The following is a 22,075-nucleotide window of genomic DNA, read 5'->3' on the forward strand; positions in this document are numbered from 1 at the left end:
TGGCAAGACCCCGGAGCGTCTGACCGGCCCGCACCGGGCCCCGCGGCCCGGCGCGGCCGCGGGGGTTCCGGGACGCTGGCTCGCCCTGTCGGTGCTCATCCTGGCCGTGCTGCTGGTGGCCGTCGACGCGACGGTCCTCGGCCTGGCGACGCCGTACCTCAGCGAGGACCTGGAGCCGACCGGCAACCAGCTGCTGTGGATAGGCGACGTGTACTCGTTCGTCATCGCGGGCCTGCTGGTGTCCATGGGCAGTCTCGGTGACCGCATAGGCCGTAAGAAGCTGCTGCTCATCGGCGCCACCGCGTTCGGCGGGCTGTCGCTGCTCGCCGCGTACGCCACCTCGCCCGAGATGATGATCGCGGCCCGTGCGCTGCTCGGTGTCGCGGGTGCCACGCTGATGCCGTCCACCCTCGCCCTCATCCGCAACCTCTTCCCCGATGCGAAGGAACGGAGTGTCGCCATCGGCATCTGGGGCGCCGCGGCTTCCGCGGGCGCTGCGGTCGGGCCGATCGTCGGCGGATTCCTGCTGGAGCACTTCTGGTGGGGTTCGGTGTTCCTCATCAACCTGCCCGTGATGGCCGTGCTCGTCCTCGTCGGTGTGAAGCTGCTGCCGGAGTCCAAGAACCCCGACCCCGGTCCCTGGGACCTGCTCAGCGTCGGTTTCTCCCTCGTCGGCATGATCGGTGTCGTCTACTGCGTCAAGGAGCTGGCCACACATGCCACCGGCGCGGTGGCGATGGTGGCGGGCCTGGTCGGCGTCCTCGCGCTGCTGGCATTCGTCCGGCGCCAACTGACGCTTCCGAAACCGCTGTTGGACATGCGGCTGTTCAAGCACCGTGGCTTCTCCGGCGCGGTCCTGGCCGACCTGCTCACCATCCTGGGCCTGTCCGGGCTGGTCTTCTTCCTGTCACAGTTCCTGCAACTCGTCCAGGGACGGACACCGCTCGAGGCGGGACTCGCCGAACTGCCCGCGGCCATCGGTGCCGTGGTCGCGGGGCTGGTGGCCGGTGCGGCCGCCCGGCGCTACTCCGTCCGCGCGATCGTGTCCGGAGGTCTGGCGGCCATGGGGCTCTCGCTCGCCGTACTGGTCTTCCTGAACGCCCACACCGGCTTCCCCGTGCTCGGCGGGGTGCTGCTGGTCGTCGGTGTCGGAGCGGGCTTCTCGTTCACCGTCACCGCCGATGTGATCCTCTCCAGCGTCCCCAAGGAGCAGGCGGGCGCAGCGTCCGCCGTCTCCGAGACGGCCTACGAACTGGGCGCGGCACTCGGTATCGCCCTGCTCGGCTCGATGGTCACCGGTGTCTACCGCGGCTTCGAGACGCCCGCGGGCGTCCCGGCGGACACGGCGGCGGCCGCCCATGAGTCGCTGGGCGGCGCGGCCGAGTCGGCCGCCCACCTGCCGTCCGACCTCGCCGCCGGACTGCTCGCCTCGGCACAGGACTCATTCGTGGCCGGTCTGCGGATCGCCTGCGGTGTGGGCGCGGTGGTCCTGCTCGCGACGGCGGTCGGGGCGTGGTTCCTGCTGCGCGGCCAGACCCTCCAGGACGGTGCCGACGGGGGCACGGACGGGCGACGCCCATCGGACGGTGGCAGGGCTGACGCCGGCATGGCCGGTGTCGCCGACAGCGACCACCGCGATGGCGACGCGGCCGCCGGTGCCGACGGGAGCCGACGCGACCACGGCGGACTGCGCACCGGCGCGGCCGAACCCGCCGCCCGCGTCTGACCCGCCCGCACCATCGGCGCCCGGCGGCCGCCGGGGCTTCGCGTCACCCGGCGGCGCCTCCGGGAACTCCCGTCGGCTCAGCCCCGCTCAGTCCGGCGATCCCCAGGGGCACCGCGTCACGGGGCCGTGATCCGGATGCCGACGGTGCCCGCCTTGCCGCGCCGCAGTCGGCTGCCCAGGAGGGTGAGCCGCCCGAGAGGGCCGTACTTGCGGGCCACCAGCGCGCGGTACCGCTCGGTGGTGGCCGCGTCGCAGATCTCGGCGGTGGCGGGGCGCTGCTCGCCCGTGGGGTTGCCCCGCACATCGCACGGGCCGACCATCACCTCACCGCGGTCGCGGATCCGCTTGACCTTCCATGAGTCCGTGGCCGTCCACACACCCAGCGCCGGCCCGTCGGACACCACCCAGACCGGAGTGGCGACGGCCGAGCCGTCCTTGCGGTAGCTGGTGACGAGCAGGTACTTACCGGTACCGAGCTTCTCCAGCCAGGTCTGTTCCATACCGGAAGTCTAGGCCCCGACCCGGTACACGGCCCGGTGAGCCCGCCCGCGCAACCGAGGCGGTACAACTGCCCGGTGCCGCCCGGACGGTGACGCCGAGCCGCTTCCGGCGGCCGGAAGCGGCTCCGGTGACACCATCGCCGCTTCAGTGGTGCCGGCCTCCTGGGGCGGTCGGATCGGGCAGCTGCCCGGCGGAGCCGCGAGTGGGCCCCGTCGCCGGCTCGCTCAGCCGACGGCCCAGCGCACCCGTGGTGTAGAGGACCGCGCCGAAGACGGAGACCGGCACCGAGGCCCCGATCACCGCCACGGCCGTCGGCCAGCGCCGCTCCGCCGCGCACGCGGTGACCAGCGCCGTGCCCTTCTTCGCCACTTCGGACTCGTCCACCTCGGCGAACAGCGGCGCCTCGCACTTCTTGTCGTCGCCCGTGATGCTGTACGGCACCGTGACGTGGTACGGCGCCAGGAGCAGCACGGCGGCCCAGATCCACAGCAGTCCCGCGACGGACAGCAGGACGAGTCCCCAGCCGCGCAGGCGGCGGTCGCGGGAGTGCGGGGGAGTGTTCACCGGATGGGCCGTTGTTCCCTCAGAAGACATGCGGGGCAGCATCGCACACCCCCGGCATCGCCTCCCCGACGCCCGTCGCCTCCGCCGGAACCCGGTTCCCGGCGGGGCGAGTTGCTCGATCTCCTCGATATGGAGCGCGAGCCATCCCGGTATGTGCGGCGTCCGGACGAGACGACCGTGGAACGCGTCGACCCCGTCCGCGTACCTCCGACTGAACGGGTACGGCGGACGGGGTCGTCCCTCCGTGGGGCGGTCCAGGGTCAGGCGGGGCTGATACGGCCCCGCCAGGCCCCCTCCTCCTGCCCCCGGCGTTCGATGAAGTCCTTGAAGCGGTGCAGATCGCCCTTGATCCTCCGGTCGAGCACACCGGTCATGTCCGCGGCCTTCTCGGCCACTCCGGTCGGCTCGAAGACCAGCGCCAGGTTGACCTCGGTGTGCCTCTCGTCCAGCCGCCTGAAGGTCACCAGGCCCTGCTGCCGTACATCACCCGAGGTCGTGCGCCAGGCGATGCGCTCATCGGGGAGCTGGTCGACGATCTCGGTGTCGAACTCGCGGCGCACACCCGCGATGGAGGTCGACCAGTGGTTGTGCCGGTCGTCGACCTGGGTCACCTGATCCACGCCTTCCATGAACCGCGGGAACTCGGTGAACTGGGTCCACTGGTTGTAAGCCGTGTGCAGCGGAACCTCAACCTCGACGGACTCCCGCACGGTGCTCATCAGTGACTCCTTTCTCCGTTGTCACGGCACCGGGTTTCCGGGTGTCGGCTCGCCAAACGTCCCGTACGGATCGCTGTGGGCCGACCCGGCTTTCCCGGCTCCCGACGGCGTGCCCGGCGCAGCGGCGTCGCCGGTAGTAGTGCACCGTCAAGACGCCGAGCAGCGGGCCCCAGAAGGCCAGCGGCGCGTACGCGAACCAGAAGGCGGCGATCTGCCAGCCGTGCACGGCCAGATCGTCCGGCTCGCCGGTGATCTTCAGACCGAAGGCGGACATCACCATCGCGTAGGGGAAGACCAGCAGCACCACCGAGCCGAGCCCGGCAGGAATGACGGCCGCCAGGACCGGAACCCGGCGTCCGCCCAGTCCGGGGATCCACCGCGGCCATATCTCACCCCACGTGGCGACCAGCCCGACCGCCAGGAACGCCAGTGCCTCGCTGACGACACTCAGCCCGATGAGGTACCACCACTCCCCGTCGAACGTCTCCGGACCGGCAGGGGCGGTCGCGTCGTGTTCCAGCAGCGGCGCACCGAGGTTGACGGCCGCGATCCGCCACACGCACGAGGGCAGCGCGAGCAGGGTGATGGTGTAAGCGGTCCACACGGCCCAGCGGGGCACGCCGGCCACCGTCCGGCCGTGCAACCGGGTCAGGATCGTGTGCGCCGCCATGGCCGGCTCTCCTCGTTCACTCGTCCGAACCGGGGGTGATGGGGCGACCGCGAGCGGCCGCCGACCCGGTGGGGTACCGCGGGGTGCTCCGACAACTTCGCACCCGCGCCCGGACGCGCACATCCGCCGCACGTAGGGACCGGCTCACCCGCGCGGCGGAGCCGCCCTGCGCCGCAGGCAGGAGCGACGACGGGCGCGGCCCGGCACCGGGCACGCGCCGACCGCGCGTCTCAGCTCCTCCTCGGCGGCCTCACCGTCTCCGGGTGGCCTGCCGGTGTTCTATTCGAACCGCGAGGTGTCGCCCGCTCCTCGGCGTACGATCTCGGCTCCGTCGCCCGAGAAGTCGATGACCGTGGTCGGCTCGGTGCCGCAGTCACCGGAGTCGAGCACGACGTCCACCACGTGGTCCAGACGCTCCTTGATCTCCCATCCCTGGGTCAGCGGCTCCTCCTCGTCGGGGAGGAGCAGGGTGCTGGAGAGCAGGGGCTCGCCGAGCGCGGTGAGCAGGGACTGGGTGACGACATGGTCGGGGATCCGGACCCCGACGGTCTTCTTCTTCGGGTGCAGCAGCTGCCGCGGTACCTCCTTGGTGGCCGGGAGGATGAAGGTGTAGCTGCCGGGCGTCGCCGCCTTGACCGCGCGGAACACGTCCTTGTCGATGTGGACGAACTGGCCGAGCTGGGCGAAGCTCTGGCATACCAGGGTGAAGTGGTGGCGATCGTCAAGGTGGCGGATCGACCGGATCCGGTCGATGCCCTCACGACTGCCCAGTTGACATCCCAGCGCGAAGCAGGAGTCGGTGGGGTAGGCAATGAGCGCACCGGAGCGGAGCCGGTCGGCCACGTTGTCGATGGTGCGCTGTTGGGGGTTCTCGGGGTGCACGTCGAAGTACTTCGCCATCCGCCGACCTTACGGGATCGGGACCGTTCCGTTCCGCTGTCGGAGATCGCGGGGAGCGCGCACCGGCGCTCCCCGCGCCCGGCATCGGAGGTGGCTAGCACTTCGGCAGGTTTCCCAGACCCCCTGGGCCACGGACGCACCAATGCTGGTTGGGGTAGCCACGGGACCAGTCGAAGATGACCCCTTCCCCGGCGGAGTCGCCCAGCGGGGTCACGGCCGAGTCCTCCACATCGATGAACGGGTGGATCGAACCGTCGCCGCCCGTCTGGAAGCGCAGCCTGTCGGACATCCGGTCATCGGCCTCGCCGCACGGCCAGACACCGACTCCGGTGTCGGTGTCATTGCGGGAGTCCATGCAGAACGCCGGGTCCGCGGAGCTGCGGATCAGGTGGTCCGCGCTCATGTACCACCCCTGCGCGGCGGTATCGGTGCAGGTCTGCACGGTGATATCGGCTCCTGCCGCCAGACGGCCGTCCCGCGCCCCGAGACACAGCCCGTTCTTCCCGTTGACCACCTGGGTGAAGGCCGGTCCGTTCTTGGCCGGCGGTGAGGTGTCCCCGCCACCGTCCGACGACGGTTCCGGCTTCGGGGACGGCTTCGGCTCGGGAGACGTGCGTCGGTGATGCTTCTCGGTGCCGCGGGAGTGAGGGGCCGAGGAGGAGGCGGACGGGCTCGGCGAGGGGGACGCGGGCGCGAGCGGGGGCGAGGTGTCCAGCGCGGGCGGGATCGTGGGCGCGGTCTCCTCCTTGGTCTTGGCGGCGTGGCGCACCGGTGGCAGCGCGAGGACGGTCATCGTGGCCACGGCCACGACGGCGATCGCGGCGGCCAGTGTCGCCGTGGCCCTGGCTCGTCGGCCGGAGGCCCGCCAGGTGCTCCCCACCCGCCACCGGGCCGAGGCAGTGGCGGCGACGACGGTGCTGACCAGTTGCGTGGCGCTGCCCGGCGGTCCGGCGGGAGTGTGCAGCCCCCGGATGCCGGGCTCCCCGGGGTCGCTGAGGGCGTGCCGGGGGTGGCGTGTGGCGAGATACGCGGCTCCGGCCCACGGCAGCAGTCCCTCCGCGAGGACGACGGCCGGATGTTCCTTCAGGCCCGCCAGTTCACGCAGGACGTGGCGGCATCGGGGGCAGCCGGTCAGATGACTGACGAGGTCCTTGCTCCGATGGGCTCCGGAGCGGCGGGCCTCGGCTTCCAGTAGACCGCTGAAGCGCCAGCACTCATCGCCCATCGTCTGTACGGGGCCGCCCTGCGCCAGATGGGCATGGGCCACGTGGGTGTGCAGATAGACCTCGCGGCACTGTCCGAGGGCCTTCTGCCGCAGCAGGACGACACTCTGCGGCTCCAGGCCCAGCAGTCGGGCGGTGTGCGTGTCCGCGTCTCCCTCCACCAGTGAGTGCCACAGGACGGCCTGGGTGCGCTCCGGCAGTGTGCGGAAGCTGCTGAGCAGCAGCGATCCCCCTTCGAACGACGGTGTGTCTCCGGGGCCGCGCACCGTGTCCCCGCCGGTGTCACCGCAGGAGGCGGCGAACCCCAGGGCCACATCGGCGTACCGGGCGGTGGCGGTCCAGGCCGTGGCGGTCCGGTGCACCAGCAGGAGCAGGTGGTGCCGCCATGCCTCCCTGGGGCGTGACTGGGTGTCGATGTCCTGTTCGGCGCGGCTGAACACGGCGTCGGTGAGCCGCTCGGCGGCCTGTGCGTCGCGGCAGCAGATACGGGCGTACGCCCGTACCGCCTCCAGGTGGCGCCCCCGGAACTCGGTGGTGACGTACTCCGCGGCGCGGCCCGCGGAGCGCATCAGCGACGTGAGTTGGACATCCGGGAGGGAGGTGTAGGAGATGACCCCCGGATCCGCCTCCGTCTCCGATGCCCCTTGCCCGATCCCCTCCGCGGGAGGCAACCCGTCGGCCCCGTGGGGTTGAGACACGCTATCCACTCCTCGTTCTGCGATGCTGGCTGGCCATGCGGTAGCGGAGGGCTGCCCTCGGGAGGGGCGCGGCCTGTTACGGGCCGGAGTCCGGCCGCCTGACGGAGGGCGAACGCATCGTGTCGCGCCGGGCCGGGACGCTCAGGCCATCGCAGGGGGAAAATCGTCCAAGGGCCATGACCACCCTTGATCATTGACAAATTCGGGACACCATTCGAGACACCAAGGAAACAGGGCGCGCATTCAGCGCACGATATGGTCACTGAGCGGCTTGGGCCGCGCTCACCCTGCCACGGCGGGCTGTTGAGTGTCGACCCTCGGGTTGCCTGGGGAATTTCCCTGGTGTTGAGTGGGCCCATGACATCGGCGGCCTGCCGACTGGACGTCAGAAATCCCTTCACCAGCGATGCGAGGGCCCGGGTCGGTCTGCGTGGAGGGAAACGTTCGAGCCTAGTGACTCCACGGCTCCGGCCGCAGCGTTTCATCGCACTCTGAGTGGCTGTGCACACGGTGTGGGTACGCCCTCGTATAACCGAGGGCATCCCGTCATGAGGGTAACGAAGGCGTGCGCCGCGCGGTCTTCGTCCGTTCTCACCAGTGAGGTCGGTCAGTTGAGCCATATGTGTGCGTGCCGGGGAACACTTCACCTCTCTCTGATGATCGATGGTGAATAATGTAATGATCATGGCGCATGAAACTGACCGGTCCAGACAGGTATGGCTGCAGAAGCTCACGGCGAGTCGGGCCGTTCGAACTCCCAGCGGCTACGGGCACCATGAAACGGCAGCCGGCTGGCAACTTGATCAACCGCTCGGAATCGCTGAGCATTTAGTGTGCTTCGTGGTCAGTGGTCAGTGCGCGGGGGTGGCCGGATACGAGGAGTTCACCCTCGACGCGGGCAGCGTTTCGTGGATCAGACCGGGCACCCCGTTCACACTCTCGACGCCGTTGAACCGGCGCACGGTCATGTATCGCTTCCATCTGACCGCCGACGCGGGGGCCGACGCCAGCCTCGGCCCCTTTATGCAGGTGCATGATGTCTGGGACCTCAGAGGGGTCTTCGACCTGCTCGCCACCGAACTCGGCTCCACCCTTCCGCATCAGGACGAGCGGATGACCGGTCTGCTCCTCGTGATCTTCACGTCGCTCTTCCGCGGGGTCGAGCGCGACACGGTCGCCGGTCTGATGAATGCCCAGGCACGGCAGGCGGTCGAGCAGTACGTGGACGTCAACATCGCCAAGCGCTTCCGCGTCGCCGACCTCGCCCGGGTGGCGGGGCTCTCGCCCGACTACTTCACCCGGGTCTTCCGGAAGACCTTCGGTATGCCACCCCGGGAGTGGATCATCCGCCGACGTGTCCAGCACGCCGCCAGACTGCTCGATGAGACGGACATGTCCGTCACCAAGGTGGCCATGATCTATGGCTATCCCGACTCCTTCCTGTTCAGCAGACAGTTCAAGGCCGTCATGGACATCTCGCCCCAGGCGTACCGCGTACGGAGGGCCCCGGCCGTCACGAGCCGATGAAGACACGGGACGCCGCCACCACGGACGCGGTGTGTTGCGCCGCCGGGTCATTGCACGTCGTGGCCGGGTCCCCGCTCCTGGCCGCGGCGTCACCACCGATGAACACCGTCGAACTGCCCCGGGACACACTGCCCTTGTTCTCCGGAGGGGCCTTGAAGGTGCCGACCGGGGGGATGTGCGGAGGGGTGTTGTAGGCGGTGGAGCCCACCGTCGCGGCGGGCCTGCCGCCGATCAGAACCGTCTGGCAGCAGCCGTCCGCGAGCGTGCCGGAGAAGGGAAACGGCATGGGTGTTTCCACCGGACCACCCGGGGACGGGACCAGCACGGTGTGGGTGTCCACCCCCACGATCCGGTCTCCCATGGCCGCGGCGGGCGCTTGCGCCATGACGCACCCTCCTTTCCGTATTCGTCAGCTCGTTGATCCGTCGTCCCGTCACGGCTTCCGCACCGCGGCCCGCCCGGACAGGAAGGCGGCGGGAGTGCACGAGGTGCCCCCGTCGGTGCCCTGGCCACCGGGTGCCTTGCAGCGCACGGCGAGGACCACGTCCTCACCGGCCTTGAACTCGAGCGGCTTGTTGAAATGGCGGTCAAGATCGCGGTAGGAGTCCAGACCCAGCTGCATCAGTACCTCGTCATCGCGCTGGAGACGCACGATGCCGGTGTCCCCGGCGGTGTTCTCGAAGAAGATGTCGCTGATGTACATCGTGGTGCCGTCCGGCACCGTGTACCGTGCCTCGGTGTTGAAGTCGTCGGACGCCGTGGCCTCGGCCTCGATCCGGAAACCGGCGGCCTGGGGCGTACCGTCGTCCGCTCCTCCGGACGCGTCCTCCGGTGGACTCTCCCCGCCGCCGGCGGAACCGCCCGCGTCGCCCGGATCTCCGTCCTTCCCACCGTTCGCGGGAGGTTCATCCGGTGGCGGTGAACCACCGCCACCGGCGCCTCCGCCACCCGGTGCTTCCGACGCTCCACCCGTCGTGCCGCCCTTGCCCCCCTTGCCGCCGCCGGCGCCTGGCGAGCCGCCCCCGCCCGCGGGTTCCTGCCCGGTGGGATCGTTGGCCTGCTTGCGGGCCTCGCTCTCGACCGTCGGTTGCAGCACGAGGAACCACAGGGCCATGAACGCCATGATGGCGGCCGCCAGTGCCAGGACGAAGGCCGAGGCCCCGGCCGAGACCACCGCAGCCTTGACGAGCGTGCCCTCCGCGGTCCGCTCCTGGTCGTCACCGCCCACGACGAGGACCTGGAAGGGCACGCTGACGTCGGCCCCGCGCCACAGCAGCCGCCTCGGTCTGACCCGAAGCGGCACCACGACACCCTTGCCACGCACCACCTCAACCTCATCGTGCTTGAACGCCATCCGCAGGGCGGCGTCCGGATCCGACCCGAACAGACGTGCCGCGAGCGGGGCGTTCCCATGGTTGTCCACCACCACGTGGTACCGCCCGGAGAACCGGCCGCGTCCGGTGCCGGGGCGCAGTGTGATGGCGAAGTCCGTGAACGCGCCCACCGTGACGGTGGCCTCTTCCACCACGGATCCCTCGATGTCCTCGCTGGACATGACGCGCAGGGCGTAGCGGGCCTCACCGGCGGCCAGCTCCGTGGACTTCGCGGGCTTGAACACGATCTCGGCCGCGAGGCACTGGTCCGGGAAGACATTGGCCTCGGTGGGCTCGACCGAGATCCAGCCCTTGGCGTCGCCGACGATGTCCAGCCGGAAGTGGTCGACGACCGAGCCGGTGTTGACGATCTGGACGGTCTGCCTGCTCTCCTCGCCCGGGATCGCGGTGACGTTGTCTTCCAGCAGCAAAACGATGGCTCCCACGTCCTCAGCCTGTTCCTCCGACGACGTACTGCGCAGAGTCCACCGGCCGGCCATCAGGGCGCGAGGGTCTGCACGATGGGGAAGCGGGGACGTGTGGCGTCATCCGCGGTCCTCCTGCGGCGGTGGGGGTCGGGGTTTGGTGGGGGTGGGGGTGGGGATGGGGTCAGGAAAGCAGCGAGAACCATTCGAGTTCCGCGATGGCCACGTCGTCGTTCTTCTTGGCAGGGAACGTGTCGCCCACGGACACCTTGACGCCCTTGATACCGGTGGCGCCCTTCAGCGAGAACTTCTGAGGTTTGGCCGTGTCCTCCAGCGTGATCACGGACGTCTTGCCATTGGTGAAGGTCAGGAGCAGGATGCGGGGACGTCCGTGCTCGGTCGGTGCGTCCGCCGCTCCCGAGGTGACGATCAGCTGGTCGAGGCTGACCAGCCGGTCGAATTCCAGTTTCGCGGTGGCCCGTTGGGCGTCCTGGCCCTCGGCCTCGAACGGCGCCAGCCAGTAGGAGTTGCTGTACTGGTCCACGAGCTTGTCCGCCGCATGGCCCTTGACCGAGGTCTTGGAGGTGGCTTTCTCCGGTCGGACCGGCGAGTACCGCGACTCCAGGAAACCCTTCGCCTTGTCCCGCACCCCTTGTACCTCCGCGTTGACCGCGTTGCGGTACGGCGGATAGCTCGCGTAGACGACGCAGGACAGGCAGAACAACAGCCCTCCGACAATCTTGATCTTGTCGAAGGCCGTCCGCCACCGGTCGTTGGGCGCGGTGTCGCCCGAGGCCTGCCCCGATCCCGTGCCCAGCGGTACGACGCGCGGGCCGCGTCGGAGGCGCAATCTGCGCCACCAGCGGAGTCTGACGACCTCCGCTTCGTCGAGGTCCGTGCCGCAGCGTGCGCAGAACCTGCGGGTGGGCCTGTTCCCCTGTCCGCAGTCACCGCAGATCAGATCCCCGGGGCGCAGCGGGTTGCTGCGCGGGGTGCGTCGGTCCCGCTGACGGCGCCGGTGTTGGGGCGTCTGGGGGAGGACCTCGTCCACGTCCTCGTCGTCCAGCTCGTCGTCCGCCGGGCGGTGTGGCGCCACGGGCGCGACGAGCGCGGCGTCAGGCGCCCGCGCCGGGACGGGGGCCGGAGCCGGAGGAGGAGGCGCCGGCAGGGGGAGGCTGATGGTCTGCTCGGGGTCGTTGTCCGACATCTGACCAGGACGTACCGGGTCCCAGCCTTCGTGCTCACCGCCGTTCCCGCGCACCGCGGGGGACGGTGAGGGTGTGCCCGGGGCGCGGAGTCCGGGCGATGACAGTGGCGAACCGGGGCCGGAGAGCGGCGGTCCCCCTGTGGGGGTGGGCGCGGTCGGTGCTGTGCCGAGGCCCGCTGATTGCGCCTCTCCCAGCGGTGGTGGCGTACCGGGGCCCGGCGGCCGTGTGCCGCCCAGCGGTGGTGGCGTGCGGAGCGCGAGGGGGTGCGACGTACCGTCCGGTGGGGTTGGTGCGCTAGCGGGACCCGGAGGGCGTGGGGTGCCCAGTGGGGGTGGTGGTGTACCGAGGCCACGAGGTTGCCCTCCTCCCGGTGGAGTTGCTGGTGTGCCGGGGCCCGGGGGGCGTGTTCCGCCGAGTGGTGGCGGTGTACCGAGCCCCAGGGGCCGTGTGCCACCGGGTGGCGGCGTGGGAGCGCCGGGGCCGGGCGAGCGTGCTCCGCCGAGTGGCGGTGGTGCGCCGAGGCCTGGTGGGCGTGGGGTGCCCAGTGGTGGCGGCGAGCCCAGCCCTGGTGGGCGTGGGGTGCCCAGCGGCGGTGGTGTGCCGAGCCCCGGGCGCGCCCCGCCCAGTGGCGGAGGGGTGCCCAGACCGGGAGGTTGCAGCCCGCCCGGCCTCGCTCCGAGACCGCCCAGACCCGTCGGCACCTGCACGGGGCCACGCGTGGCCGTCGGTGTGAGCGCCTGGGCGGCGGCCTGTTGCACGCGGAGGAACCACGGCGTTCGGCGCTGCGGCGGCTCGGGCTCCGGCTCCGGCGGGTTCTCCTCGCGGTGGACCTCCGGTTCGACACGTTCACCGGACCACTCCAGGAACGCACCGCAGGAACCGCAGAAATCATCGGTGTCCTGGTTCCGGCCGCGGCAGCGACGGCACATGATCATCGGGTCATCACCTCCGTGCGGTACGGGACATGGGCGGGCAGGAACTCGCGCACCACTTCTTCCAGCGAGGCCGGATCGACCTCGCGCCCCGCGCGAACCGTGACGCGGATCAGGGTGACGGGCGGCAGCCCGGCGGGGACCGGTGTCTCCGGAGCTGTGGAGGTGAACACACCCCCGCTGTCGAGGAGTTCCACCGTTCCACCCGTGGCCAGGGCGATCCGCTCGCGGACCCCGTCGACCGTGCCCCGGGTACGGTGGCCCGACACCGCGTGCGCGGTCGCCGCTCGCTGCCGCTGCTCGGGCCAGTTCTCATCCAGCTGGGTCCCCATCCGGTCGGCGAGCCACCGGAGGAAGTCCGGTGGTGTCAACCAGGGATCGAGATAGGCGTCCAGACAGTCGAGCGTGCTGATGACGGGGGCGATGACCGCGTCCCAGCCCGCGGTGAGGCGGAGCGTGAAGTCGTCGTCCTGGTAGACGGCGGGCAGTAGCTGGGCCAGGGAGTAGGGGCTGCCCAGGCCGGGCACGGCGGCCCTCATCGTGCTTCCTCCACCTTGATGTGGTGGTCGTAGGACACGACGAGGCTGTGGCGGGAGAGGTCGATACGACGGCTCTCCTGGCCGCGTTCACCGGTGACGGGGTTGGCGGCGAAGAGGCGTACGTCGTCGACCAGATCGGCGCCGTCGACTCGTTGCAGCAGGGCGAATATCTCACCCACCTGCACCGGTCGGCCGAAGGGCCACCCGTCGCCGTGGGGCCCGCCGGTCAGCGGGTCCAGGAACCGGTACAGGGCCTCCTCGGCGTCCTGGCGCACCCGCTCGGCCGTGGCCCGGCGATGCGCGGTGATCCTGGCGACGACCGTGACGCCCCGGTACAGCGGTGGTTCGATCATGATGCGGGTGCCCACCAGGCGGACCTCGTCGAGCCGTGTCGCCACGCGGTCCAGGGTGTCCTGGGCGGGGACCAGGTGTTCCAGGCGTACCCGCTCTCCGGGCGGCGTCGAGGGGACGACCAGTACCTGCACACTGCCCGGTTCCTCCATCGGCAGGCAGCGGGTGCGCGCCAGTTCGGGCGCCGCCTGCCGGGCGATCGTCTCGAAGTCCTCGGCCGTGACCGCCCTATTGCTGCTGCGCAGCAGCAGCGGCCCCCGCGCGACGGCCTCGGCGAGCGTCTCGCCGTCCACACCACCCTGTGCGGGCCTCCGATTCTCGACGCCGCTGATGAAGGGGATGGACGACATCAGGGAACGCACCGCGCCCGCGGCCACGTTGCCGCGTGCTCCGCCGCCCAGGGCGAGGCCCCGGATGCGTACTGCGGCTCCCGCCTCCGGCAACGCGCCGAACCGGCGTAGTGTGCCGTCGGGTTGGCGCACCGCGGGTCCCAGCCGGACCTCTCCCGCCACCGCGTCCAGGATGAAGTGGCGGTCGTCGGGTCCGCTGGACGAGAAGTCGTCCACCCGTGTCCACGCCTCCCACGAGGTGTCACCGCCCGGGGCCAGGGTTTCCAGAACGGGGGGTCCACCGGGGGTCAGGACGGGGCTGTGCCGCAGGGCGAACCGCTGGCCGGGCACGCCCTCGGCCTCCTCGAGATCCTCCTCGTCCACCCCCTCGACATGGGTGGCACTGACCGTGGCGCCGACCGTCGCCACGGTCAGTCCGTGCACGACGGGGCTGGAGCTGTAGCCGGGGAGGTCGTCCCGCGGATCGAGTACACGCGCCCTGAGCCATCCGGCCATGTGACCGCCGAGGACCGAGGAGGTATGCCCGCCGGGGATGTGGACGACGACATGGCCGGACCGGTTGAGGCCACCGGTCTCGTCCAGGGACACCTCACATGCGGACCACTGCGCCCCGGTCCACGCCTCCCAGATGAGCGGCGGGTCGTCGGGGTCCACGCCGACCCCGTCGATCCGGCCGTCGAAGTCCAGCCGTACGACGCAACGCGGTACCGCACGGTCCAGACCGAGCACGAGGCTGTCGCCGGCTCGCGGGTACTCCCCGAACGCCGGGAAGGGGTCGCGCAGCCCGTGTTTTCCGTAGTCGTGCTCCAGATGTCCGTCGTGGTCCGTGCGGAACGTCAGTACCCGTACGAGCCGGGTCGGCCTCAGGGCCACGTCGTGGTCCGTGCGGAAGCTGATCGCTTCCTCGGCTTCGGCCCGTACCGTCGCGACCCGTGTGCCTGCGTGGACCACCAGCGGGGTCTCCGTGACCGGGGTGGTGGACCAGAAGGTGACGGCTACCCGCGCGGCGGCCGGTGGCAGCATGCGCAGTCCGATGAGATCGAGGAACTTCGCGTAGAGCCGGTCGGGCACCTGGTTGAGGCGATGCACCATCTGGTCCGTCATCAGCGCGAAGGCTTCGATGAGGGTGATACCCGGATCGGCGAGGTTGTGGTCCGTCCACTCCGGGCAGCGACGCATGATCAGCCGTTTCGCTTCGTCGACGAGGTCCTGGAAGTGCCGGTCGTCGAGGTCGGGGGTGGGCAGCACGGTCAGTGCGCTCCTTGCTGATCGGCCGTGCCGGTGTCATCCGGCACGGTGTAGAAGGGGAAGACCATGTTTCGCGGGTCGTTGGTCTCGTCGGCCGCGTAGGTGATCACGATGTTGACCAGCGTCGGGGTGCCGGGGTCCCGGTGCACCTGCACCTCCGAGACGGTGGCGCGCGGCTCCCAGGCGGCCAGCGAGGCGGAGACCTCCCGGCTGATCTCGTCGAGGGTGTCCGGGTCGGTGCCCGCGAAAACGAAGTCCCGCAGGTGTGAACCGAAGTGCGGCCGCATGGGCCGTTCGCCCGGATAGGTCGTGAGGATCAGCCGCATGGACTGTTCGATGAGCGCGTGTCCGGAGCGGGTGCGCACGGCGCCGTTACCGCCCACCCCCGGGGGGAAGGCCCACCCCGTGCCGATGAAGTCTTCCATGAACTACCGTCCTGGCCAGCTTAGTTGAGCTCGATCTTCGCGCCCTTGATGGCGACGGTGCCGGGGCTCTCAAGAGTGATGGATGTCTGTGCGCGCAGACTGAGCGAGGACCCGCCGTCGATGGAGACCCGGCCCCCGGTACCCGCGGTGATGTCCACCGCGCCGCCGTCTCCGCAGTCGATGTGCAGGCGTCCCGCCCCCTTGCTGTCCGGGGGCTGGGGCTTGCAGGTGAGGGTCACGGTGCCCGCCACCTGGTCGATGGCGAGCCCGAGGCGTGCGTCCTTCGTGCCCAGCACGATGGCGGAGGCGTTCGGTGGCTGACCGGCCGCGGGCGGCATCCGGTCATGGAAGGCGAGCATGTTCCCCGACGGGGAGACGATGCCCCGTCGCACCACCTCGGCGCTGCGGCCGGTGGCCTCGACGGCGGGACCGCCCAGGGTGTAGGCGCTGGAGTTGCCGAGGACCCCGCCGACCACGTACGGACGGCGCGGATCGCCGAGTTCGAACCCGAGGAGCACCTGATCCCCGACCTCCGGGAGCATGAGCCCGCCCGCGCGCCGGCCCCCCGCCGCCTGGACGACCGGTGCCCAGTCGGTTTCGTGGTCCGGGGCCAGCCAGGGGAGGACGGCCTTGATCCGGCCCTTTCCGGCGGGGTCGTTGACATCCGTCACCACCCCGCACACCAGGCCGTTCATCCGTGGTGCACCGGTGGGTGCCGTGGCACCGGCCAGCCCCAGAAGGGTGCGGTCCTCGCCGTTCCCGAGCTGGAGCCGGGTACGGTAGCCGCCCTCCGAGGGGTCGAAGATATGCCGTGCGGCCACCACCGTCCACGTTCCGGCGAAGGGTTCGGGTGGCCCCTCCACCCGTACCGCCGCGCCCGCCCGCAGCCGCGGATCGCCCCAGGCCGTCGCCTGCGCCTCGGCGAGACTCCCGGCCACGCGGCGAGCGGCGCCGGTGAGGGCCTCGTGAGCCGCCGGCTCGATGGCGGGGCCGGCCGCCGGGGCGCAGTGGGTGATGATCCGCCCGGAGGCGGTCGGCGCCGGGCCCAGCGAGGGGTCGGTTCCGGTCCGGGGGGCGGACGGTGTTCCGGTGCCGCGGAACGGGGCGAGGACCGACGCCACCGTCGCGCCCAGGGCGTCGGCCGGCCCATCGGCCGTTTCCCCGGTCGGTGTCCGCACGGACACGGCTCTGGCCTCCAGCGGATCCCACACCCGCAGTTCCACCTCGGGCGAGAGGTTCCCCGCGGTCACACGCGGGCGGAAGGTCCGCAGGTTCTCCTGGAGGGTCAGGGGAACCGGGGCGCCCGTCTCCCGGGCGGCGGGCCGGAAGTAGAAACCGTCCTCGTCGACTCCGAACCGGTAGCCGATCTCCCGGCACCGCCAGCTGAGGAAGTCCCAGTCCGTCTGGTTCGGCTGGCCGAGATGGGCGTGGGTGGTACGGGACGGTTCGACACGGCCGATGGTGAGCCCGGCTTCCCGTGCGATCCGGCGCGCGATGTCCGCGTCCGTCATGTTGCGGAAGGTGCGCACCCGTGAGCCGCGCTGCAGACGGTGGCCGGCGTCGTAGCCACGGACCACGGTGACGAGCGCGAGATCGTAGTAGTCGCCCTCGAGCGCGGTGACCTCGCCCGAGCCGACGAGCACGGGCGGTGCGCCGTCCGGGTCCTGGGCCCACACCTCGATGGTGGTGCCGAAAGTGATGCCCGCGCGGGTGAGCAGATCGCCCTCGTCGTCGCGGAACGTCACCTCGACCATGGTGGGCATGTGGAGGCGGCTGTCCACGACCGTGCGCAGGACCCGCTGGTGCAGTGCGTCGGCGAGCGGCCGGGGGGAGGCACCCCCCACCCGCAGCACCGCCCGGGTCCGGGGCATGCTGACCGGAGTGATCACCAGGAGCCTCCCACCGGTCTGTTGAGCCCGGCGGTCAGCCTGCGGAGAGGATCCTCCGCGGCCGCGCCCCGGCTCCCCTCGGGCGTGGCCGCCGTCGGCGCTGGACGCCCCCCGGCGCGATCGTCGGCGCTGCCGCCCGGAGCGGGACCGCGAGCGGAGCCGGGAGCCGGGCCGGGCGTGTTCGCCACCGGACGTGCGGACGTGGACGGGGGACGTCCGGCGCCGCCCGGGCGCGTGGTCGCGACCGGGAGCGGGACGCCGGGGGAGTGGGGACTCTTGCCGAGGATGTGCATGGTGAGGTTGCGGACCTCCGCCCGGATGGGGACCCCGTCGCCGGTGAAACGGGTGTACGTACAGTCGAAACGCATCAGCTGCACCGCGTAGTTGAACCCCGCGGTGGAGTTTCCCCACTCGAAGGTGAGACGTTCGTGCTCGCCCGCGCCGACGGTCCCGTCCGGAGCGCCGGAGGTGTCCTTCGAGAGCGGCCGCACCCACGCGAGGAGCTTCTCCACCACGTCACCGCACTCCCGGCCGGTGAAGGTGAGGAGGGAGAGGATGAGGCGTGAGGAACCGAGGGAATAGACGCTCTGCAGTGCCCCGCTGAACCCCTGCTTCTTCTCACCTCCGATGGGGTCGGAGATGCCCTCGGCGTTGTGCGAGATGCTGATCTCGGTGGGGTTGTACTGGAGCTCGATGAACTGGGACCGGTCCGCCGCGCTGGACAGCCGCGCCTTGCTGATCGCGCGCTGCAGCGAACCCCGCGGGGAGAGGGGACTCACCACTGCTCCAGGAATCCGGTGTGCTCGAAGGAGAGCCGCTCCATCGCGACGGCGTTGCTCTGCGCGCTGAGTTCCGGCCCTGACCACTCCTTGGGGAACGCCTGACGCAGGACCCAGGTGTGGACGGGCGTCCCCCGGTAGTCCCGCAGGGTGATCGTGATGTCCTGCCCGGGGTATTCGGCGGTGTCTCCGTATTCGTGTCCGGTCCACCGCGCCGCCACATCGGTGAGCCAGCGGTGGACCGCGTCCGACTGGTCCGGGGCCATGGCCCGTTCGAGGGTGACGGCGGAGAAGGTGACGCGGTCCGGCAGCAGATGGCCGTGGAAGTACTGTCCCCCCTCGTTCACCTCCTTCGAGAGGAACTGCACCTGGAGGCCACGACAGCTCGACCACGCTCCGAGGTCCAGTTCGTCGACCCGTACCTCGAAGCGCATGGCGAGCCCGAGACGGGGGTACTCCCCGGGGCGGCTGCGGGGCGTCCGTCCGGCCACCGCCGGTCCCACGAACTTGTGGGCGTTGGCCCACGCCTGGTCGGGATGGGTCCACAGCGCGGAGGGCAGCTTCGGTTGCATGGTGAGTTCCTTAGGGCTCAAGGAGGGGGATCTACCGGACACGCGTCCGGGAGGATCCGGCGTGGCCGTTCCCCACCGACGCCATGGGGTTGTGAGGGGCGAAGTCGTCGTTGAGGAACCCGGTGTGCACCAGTTCCAGACTCTCCAGCGCGACCCGGCCGTCCGCACCGCTGAACTCGTTGATGCCCCAGGCGACCGGGAAGAACTCCTTGAGCTCCCAGGTCACGGTGGGCACCCCGGCCCAGTTGACCAGCGCGATGGCACCGGTCAACGGCTCGTTGCGCACCGATGTCTCCGTGAGCCACTCCTGGACGATCTGGGAGTCACCGCAGGCGGCACGCGACAGTTTGACCCGCTGGTACTGCGGCACTCCCGGATAGACCAGGGGGTGGTTCCAGTTGTCGCCACTGCGGTACTCACAGGTCGGCCAGGTCACATTGAGCCCGGAGGCACTGGCCCAGTCGCCGAGTTCGTACTCGCAGCGGTCGATGGCCACCGTGAAGCTGTGCGTCATGCTCACGGAGCCGAAGAACGAGTCGCTGAAGTTGATGGAGTCGCGCATGGGATCTTCCTCCGGATACCCGGGCGGCGGGCAACGCGTCGATCGGACTAGAGGGGTGGCGTCAGCAGGCCGTGGCGCTCACGCTCGACCACGAGCTCACGGCGGACATGGGTCATGACGCGTTCGTACAGCCGGTCGGCCAGGGCGTCGAGGTGGGCCGGGTTGTCCAGGTCGACCAGACGCCGCCGGGACAGCACGGCCAGCGTCTCGCTCACCCTGCGCCACTCACCGGACTCCTGGGAGGAGGCGGCGGAAGGTGGCGCGTCGGCGGCGCCGGGTGCACGGCCGCCTCCTCCGTCGACGGGAGGGGACGCGGGGGAGGGCGCACCGGTGGGGATCCCGGGTGAGGTCCCCGCGTCCATGGCGGGGGACACGGTGGGTGAAGCGTCTGATGAAGTCCCCTGGGCCGGGGCCTCGAACGCGGAGACGCCGGTGGGCGGCTGGACGGGCGTGCGGTGTGCACGGCGTCGGAGGTGGGTGAGCGGCAGTCGTTCGCCGTCGGCCGCGATACGTGTCCCCGGCATCGGGAGGCCCGGTATGTCGCCGAGGGGCGAGGTACCGCCCACGGCCTCCTGCCACACCATGTATGCCGGCGCGTGGGCGGGCACCGCACCGTGCTGCTCCGCCGCGGGCTCCCGCTCGCCGTCGGGCACGGTCTGCCGGGGTACGGCACGCAGGTGCCGTGGGGCATCGTGGCGACGTGTGTCCGCAGGGACCGTTTCTCCGGGGACCGCATGTACGAGGCGCAGTTCGGCGGGCCGGGTTCCGGACGGGGTGGGGTGGTCGACCGCCGGGTGGGTGTCCGTGTCCGTGCCCCCGTTCGTGCCCGTGTCCGCGCGGGTGTGCGGTGGGGCGCCGGGGGCCGCCGGGCCGGGCGGTCCGCCGGGGACGGACGGGGGGATGGGCATGACGGGTACGGCCGGATCCCAGGGCGTTCGCGGAGTGGCGAGCATCGCGGCACCTCCCGGTGGCAGGGGCACCGGCCCCCGTCGGTGGACGAGCGGCGGATAGGTGGTGACGGCGGACGGCCCGTCGTGGGCCGGGGCCGGGAGCGCGCTGCGAGCCATGAGCGTGACCGGGCCGCGGTCCGTCCGAGTGACCTCCCGAAGGGACACCGCGGCCGGGGGCGGCAGGGGTCTCGGAGTGGCGGGTATCGCCGTGCCGTCCGTCATGGTGTTGTGCGAGGGCGTGGCGGCCGGCTGTTCCTCCGGGCCCTTCCCGACGGCGGGCCGCGCCGTGGCGCCGTCGTCGGTGGTGCCCGGTCGTGGCGTGATGGCCGCCGGCCGGGGGGCGGCCCGCCGTGCGGCGTGTTCGGAGGGGGCGTCGTGTCCGGTGTGGTCCGGCAGTCCTTGGCTCCGGGAGGCGGCCGCCGTCGCGTCCGTGGCCGGGGCCGCGTCGGACCGCGCGGCCTGGCCGCGCGCCGGGCTGTCCGTACGGGCCATCGGCGACATGGGCGAGTCGGGTCCCGGCGGAGAGGGATACGGCGCGGCACCGTGGCTCTCGCCGGCCGTCTCCGCGGTCGCTCCGGTCGGGGGCGCCGAGGCGCTCACCTCGCGCGTCACCGATTCGCTCGGCGGTATGTCAGACGCCTCGCCGACGGAAGCCGATGGCAACGCCGGAGAGGGCCCGATGGTGTCGGCCGGGGGCGCGACGGCGGCGTCGGACGCGGCCGGTGCGGTGCTGTCCACCGTGGTGACGGCCGCGGCGGGCACACCGGATATGTCCTCCTCCGATTCCGTGGCCGCGGAGACACGGCCACCACCTCGGCGGGGTGCGGGGTGCCGGGCGGCGGGGCGGCCGTCGGGCGCCGTCGTCTCGTCCACGGCGCCCTCCTCACGCCGTCCTCGCGGACGGGCACCCCGCGCGTGACGCAGACTCCACGCCGCCTCCCAGGTCGGCGGCGCGTCATCCGGCCGGGTGGCGGGCGTGTCGGTGCCGCTGTCGTCCGCGGTCCTGGTCGGCTCCGCGGGCGGCCGCGGAGTGCGCCCGGCGGCGAGGTTCCTCTTCCGCGATTCGGCCAGGGACGCGCGCGAGCCCGTTCTGAACGGAGGTTCCGTGGTGGCGGCGGGTTCCGCGGTGTCGGGCGGAGCGGGGCGGTCCGAGCTCCCGGGGCCGTTGCCCTGGTGCATACGGGCCTGGACGTAGGTGGGAGTGTCGGCGTCGGTCCGGACCATCCAGGCCGGGCGGAAGGCGTCCAGCATGACGTCGAACTCGGAGCGTGTGGGCGGTGGTGTCACCGGACGTGGCTCACCGATGAACTCATCGGTTGCCCGGGTGAGGCGGCGTGGGAGGAGTCCGCCCGCGGGTGCGGTACCCGTGGCCACCACACGGCGCTCGGGGACGGCCGGGAGGTGGCCTTCGGACGCGGTGGCGGAGGAGGCGGAGGTGTCCGCGGTGGTGATGTCAGATGTGGCGTTGTACTCCGTGTTCACGGAACCGGTGGAGCCCATGGACGTACGGGTCCGCCCCATGGACGTACGGGCCCGTTCCGGCACCCCGTGCGACAGTCTCCCGCCGCCCGTCGCCGCCACCACCGTGCCGGGCACTCCGCCCGCGTCAGCGATGCCGATCTCGTCCGGAGCGGAGGGGGCGGCGGACAGGACGGATGCCGGGGCCGCCGTCACCAGCCCGTCCACCCGGCCGCTCGGCGCCTCCCCGCGCCGCGGGGCCGCTGTGCGGTGGATCAGAGGGTAGGCCGTGGCGGCGACGGCCGTCCGGGGCGCGGCCACGGTCCACGGGGTGGTGGGCACCGTGGTGCGCAACACCGGAAGCCGTCGCCACGCTCCCCGCTCCCCGCGCTCTCCCCTCGCCATGGTGGTCGCCGCCGGCTCCGCCGGGCGCTTCCTGGTGAACCAGGACCACATGGATTTCCACGACCGCCGCACGGCGGCCTC

General features: G+C 71.4%; 19 protein-coding genes. 2 read left to right on the top strand and 17 right to left on the bottom strand.

Annotated features, from left to right (window positions below; translation table 11 throughout):
- The first annotated feature begins 19 nt into the window (after positions 1-19).
- Positions 20-1,726: an MFS transporter gene (locus AC07FT_RS19835; RefSeq protein WP_479177452.1), complete on the top strand. Its 1,707-nt coding sequence runs from the start codon at positions 20-22 to the stop codon at positions 1,724-1,726.
- 116 nt (positions 1,727-1,842) lie between these two features.
- Here the strand turns inward: AC07FT_RS19835 and AC07FT_RS19840 are convergent, their stop codons facing one another.
- The 6 genes from AC07FT_RS19840 to AC07FT_RS19865 form a co-directional block, all read right to left on the bottom strand.
- Positions 1,843-2,226, bottom strand: coding sequence for a PPOX class F420-dependent oxidoreductase (locus tag AC07FT_RS19840; RefSeq protein WP_479177356.1), 384 nt, complete (start codon positions 2,224-2,226; stop codon positions 1,843-1,845).
- 145 nt (positions 2,227-2,371) lie between these two features.
- Positions 2,372-2,821, bottom strand: a complete 450-nt coding sequence (locus AC07FT_RS19845) for a hypothetical protein (RefSeq protein WP_479177358.1) — start codon at positions 2,819-2,821, stop codon at positions 2,372-2,374.
- Positions 2,822-3,051: 230 nt separating this feature from the next.
- Positions 3,052-3,510 (bottom strand): SRPBCC family protein, encoded by a 459-nt coding sequence (locus AC07FT_RS19850; protein WP_479177359.1) that lies wholly within the window; start codon positions 3,508-3,510, stop codon positions 3,052-3,054.
- Positions 3,479-4,180: a hypothetical protein gene (locus AC07FT_RS19855; protein ID WP_479177360.1), complete on the bottom strand. Its 702-nt coding sequence runs from the start codon at positions 4,178-4,180 to the stop codon at positions 3,479-3,481. The genes AC07FT_RS19850 and AC07FT_RS19855 overlap by 32 nt, the downstream gene beginning before the upstream one ends.
- Before the next feature lie 279 nt (positions 4,181-4,459).
- A complete protein-coding gene (locus AC07FT_RS19860) occupies positions 4,460-5,080 on the bottom strand; it encodes an L-threonylcarbamoyladenylate synthase (RefSeq protein WP_479177361.1) in 621 nt (206 codons plus the stop codon).
- A 94-nt stretch (positions 5,081-5,174) separates the two neighbouring features.
- Complete coding sequence (locus AC07FT_RS19865; RefSeq protein ID WP_479177362.1) at positions 5,175-7,001, bottom strand: ricin-type beta-trefoil lectin domain protein; 1,827 nt, start codon at positions 6,999-7,001, stop codon at positions 5,175-5,177.
- 840 nt (positions 7,002-7,841) lie between these two features.
- Here AC07FT_RS19865 and AC07FT_RS19870 point away from each other — a divergent pair.
- Positions 7,842-8,528: a helix-turn-helix transcriptional regulator gene (locus AC07FT_RS19870; RefSeq protein WP_479177363.1), complete on the top strand. Its 687-nt coding sequence runs from the start codon at positions 7,842-7,844 to the stop codon at positions 8,526-8,528.
- On the opposite strand, the gene AC07FT_RS19875 is transcribed toward AC07FT_RS19870, so the two are convergent.
- The 11 genes from AC07FT_RS19875 to AC07FT_RS19925 all read right to left on the bottom strand — a co-directional run bounded on the left by AC07FT_RS19875 (position 8,515) and on the right by AC07FT_RS19925 (position 22,066).
- The gene (locus AC07FT_RS19875) at positions 8,515-8,913 is read right to left on the bottom strand and encodes a PAAR domain-containing protein (RefSeq protein WP_479177364.1); all 399 of its coding nucleotides are present in this window, start codon (positions 8,911-8,913) and stop codon (positions 8,515-8,517) included. The genes AC07FT_RS19870 and AC07FT_RS19875 overlap by 14 nt on opposite strands.
- A 48-nt stretch (positions 8,914-8,961) precedes the next feature.
- Positions 8,962-10,347, bottom strand: coding sequence for a COG1470 family protein (locus tag AC07FT_RS19880; protein WP_479177365.1), 1,386 nt, complete (start codon positions 10,345-10,347; stop codon positions 8,962-8,964).
- Between the two features lie 163 nt (positions 10,348-10,510).
- Positions 10,511-11,533 carry an NADase-type glycan-binding domain-containing protein gene (locus tag AC07FT_RS19885; RefSeq protein ID WP_479177366.1) on the bottom strand — a complete coding sequence of 341 codons (1,023 nt, stop codon included), beginning with the start codon at positions 11,531-11,533 and terminating at the stop codon, positions 10,511-10,513.
- A gap of 932 nt (positions 11,534-12,465) precedes the next feature.
- A complete protein-coding gene (locus AC07FT_RS19890) occupies positions 12,466-13,005 on the bottom strand; it encodes a phage tail protein (RefSeq protein WP_479177367.1) in 540 nt (179 codons plus the stop codon).
- Positions 13,002-14,954 carry a putative baseplate assembly protein gene (locus tag AC07FT_RS19895; protein ID WP_479177368.1) on the bottom strand — a complete coding sequence of 651 codons (1,953 nt, stop codon included), beginning with the start codon at positions 14,952-14,954 and terminating at the stop codon, positions 13,002-13,004. The genes AC07FT_RS19890 and AC07FT_RS19895 overlap by 4 nt, the downstream gene beginning before the upstream one ends.
- Positions 14,955-14,956: 2 nt before the next feature.
- Complete coding sequence (locus AC07FT_RS19900; RefSeq protein WP_479177369.1) at positions 14,957-15,379, bottom strand: GPW/gp25 family protein; 423 nt, start codon at positions 15,377-15,379, stop codon at positions 14,957-14,959.
- A gap of 20 nt (positions 15,380-15,399) precedes the next feature.
- A complete protein-coding gene (locus tag AC07FT_RS19905; protein WP_479177371.1) occupies positions 15,400-17,268 on the bottom strand; it encodes a phage baseplate assembly protein V in 1,869 nt (622 codons plus the stop codon).
- Positions 17,265-18,047, bottom strand: coding sequence for a hypothetical protein (locus tag AC07FT_RS19910; protein WP_479177372.1), 783 nt, complete (start codon positions 18,045-18,047; stop codon positions 17,265-17,267). The genes AC07FT_RS19905 and AC07FT_RS19910 overlap by 4 nt, the downstream gene beginning before the upstream one ends.
- Positions 18,044-18,619: a phage tail protein gene (locus tag AC07FT_RS19915; RefSeq protein ID WP_479177373.1), complete on the bottom strand. Its 576-nt coding sequence runs from the start codon at positions 18,617-18,619 to the stop codon at positions 18,044-18,046. The genes AC07FT_RS19910 and AC07FT_RS19915 overlap by 4 nt, the downstream gene beginning before the upstream one ends.
- Before the next feature lie 31 nt (positions 18,620-18,650).
- Positions 18,651-19,181 (bottom strand): phage tail protein, encoded by a 531-nt coding sequence (locus AC07FT_RS19920; RefSeq protein WP_471197261.1) that lies wholly within the window; start codon positions 19,179-19,181, stop codon positions 18,651-18,653.
- 47 nt (positions 19,182-19,228) lie between these two features.
- Entirely contained in the window at positions 19,229-22,066 is a 2,838-nt protein-coding gene (locus AC07FT_RS19925; RefSeq protein WP_479177375.1) for a hypothetical protein, read from the bottom strand.
- Between the last annotated feature and the right edge of the window lie 9 nt (positions 22,067-22,075).

Source organism: Streptomyces sp. NPDC045899 (assembly GCF_056431485.1).